The following is a 2,076-nucleotide window of genomic DNA, read 5'->3' on the forward strand; positions in this document are numbered from 1 at the left end:
CCCTGCCCCTCTGCTTAGTTAGATCCTCCCATGACCAAAGTTACTAGGGCGGTGGAAATTTCATCAAGGGGGAGAATAAAATCTACATTGCCAGTGTTAATTGCGGCGGAGGGCATCCCGGAAAATTCGGCGGTTTTTACGTCTTGGACAATCACAGTACCGCCCATTTTTTTGATTGCTTCTACTCCCATCGCGCCGTCGCTACCCGTTCCAGTTAGCACAAGGGCGATCGCTCTGTCTTTGTAAGTGGCTGCAACCGATTCAAATAATAAGTCAGCCGAAGGACGTAAAAAATGTACTAATTCTGACTGTGATAAGGAAAGTGTACCGTCACCGTTAACCAATAAGTGACGATCGGGTGGAGCAACGTAAGCCGTTCCTGGAGTCAGGGAATCTCCCTCCTCTGCCTGTTTGACAGTAATATTTGTGCGCCGACTGAGAATTTCTGCCATGAACGACCGATGTCCTGGAGCGAGGTGTTGCACAATAGCGATCGCGGCTGGAAATTCTGCGGGTAGAGTCGATAGCACTTTAACTATAGCAGTCAGTCCGCCTGCTGAGGCTGCGATCGCCACTACATCAAAGGCAGCATTAGTAAAGTGAGGTGGATGATTTTTGGCATTTTCTGCCATCTCAATCATGATTTTGCGCCTATGACTATCTGCGTAACTTCTTTAGTTACAAATAGCATTAATAAATTTACAATTTTTTACTTTTACTTATATGTACTATACCGTATATCTAAACTACTTCAGCATTTTTTGCCTTTACCTATCAAATTCACAGGTTAATCTTCCTGCTCTAGAATACGTTTCGCCTCCAAAAGTTGCTGTTTATGTTCCTCGCTAAGTGTTGGGTATTGTAGATTTAGTTCTTCTAATTTTGTGCAGATAATATTGGCAACAGTCAGGCGTGTAAACCATTTGCGATCGGCAGGAATAATATACCACGGGGCCCATTTAGTACTAGTGTTATTAAAAACCTCTTCATAGGCATTCATATAATCATCCCAAAAAGCTCGTTCTCGGACATCATTATCTGAAAACTTCCAATTTTTATCAGGAGAGTCAATTCGTTCTAAAAAGCGTTTTTTCTGCTCTGCTTTGGAGACATTTAGAAAAAACTTCATAATTATTACACCATTGTCAACCAAATATTTTTCAAAGTTATTTATTTCTTGAAAACGCTGTTTCCATATCTTTTTCCCATTAGGAAAGTGAGGAAGTTGTTGTTTCTGAAGCATTTCTGGATGGACACGAACCACTAGCGCTTCTTCATAGTAGGAACGGTTGAATATGCCAATTCTTCCTCTTTCTGGCAGAGCTTTCATTGAGCGCCACAAGTAATCATGGTCTAATTCTTCTGCACTGGGTCCCTTAAAACTAAACACCTGAAATCCCTGTGGGTTCACACCAGAAGTCACGTGTTTAATAGTGCTATCTTTACCAGCAGCATCCATTGCTTGAAAAATAATCAACAGAGCATAGGTGTTTTGAGCATAGAGAATATTTTGGTAATTAGCTAGTCGTTCAACATCTGCCTGTAATTTGCTTGCAGCATCAGTTTTTTCATGAAAATCAGTTTTATAAGCTGGGTCATAGTTTTTTTTCAGAGAAATCTTTGAACCTGGTGGAACAATGAAAGCATCATGATTCATATATAAAATCTCTTCATGGCTAATTAATACACAAGCACATTTTGAAGTATTAATTCCTGAAAGTTATAATTTATTAATAGTAAGAATTCAGCACCCAGGATTCAGGAGTCAGAATTTATCAGGAATCTAGAATAATTGAGATATTTATTCAGCAAGTTCTATCCTGATTTTTTAACTATAGCGGTTCTCAGTTGCATAGAATACAGACTTAACCCCCAGCCCCTTCCCTTCTAGCGTTGGGGAGTAAAATTCAAAGCCTCTCTCCTTTTAGGAGCTACGGTGTACACACAAGTCGAATTACCCCCCTTAATCCCCCCTTATAAAGCTATCCATTACCCGCATCTTTCTCAACAAAAATACAACTTACTTAAAATATGCCAAAAGCATTGATAGGTATAGTTTTTGAGAGAAGAGAATAT

General features: G+C 39.8%; 2 protein-coding genes. Both read right to left on the bottom strand.

Annotated features, from left to right (window positions below):
- Positions 1 to 14 precede the first annotated feature (14 nt).
- Entirely contained in the window at positions 15 to 641 is a 627-nt protein-coding gene (locus CDG76_RS35625; protein WP_094353522.1) for a chemotaxis protein CheB, read from the bottom strand.
- 146 nt (positions 642 to 787) lie between these two features.
- Positions 788 to 1,657, bottom strand: a complete 870-nt coding sequence (locus CDG76_RS35630; protein ID WP_094353523.1) for a polyphosphate kinase 2 family protein — start codon at positions 1,655 to 1,657, stop codon at positions 788 to 790.
- Between the last annotated feature and the right edge of the window lie 419 nt (positions 1,658 to 2,076).

This window comes from Nostoc sp. 'Peltigera membranacea cyanobiont' 210A, assembly GCF_002246015.1.
Taxonomy (GTDB): Bacteria; Cyanobacteriota; Cyanobacteriia; order Cyanobacteriales; family Nostocaceae; genus Nostoc.

Coding starts and splice junctions, on each gene's coding strand:
- CDG76_RS35630 (WP_094353523.1), bottom strand. CDS start 1,657: ATGAATCATGATGCTTTCATTGTTCCACCAGGTTCAAAGATTTCTCTG.
- CDG76_RS35625 (WP_094353522.1), bottom strand. CDS start 641: ATGATTGAGATGGCAGAAAATGCCAAAAATCATCCACCTCACTTTACT.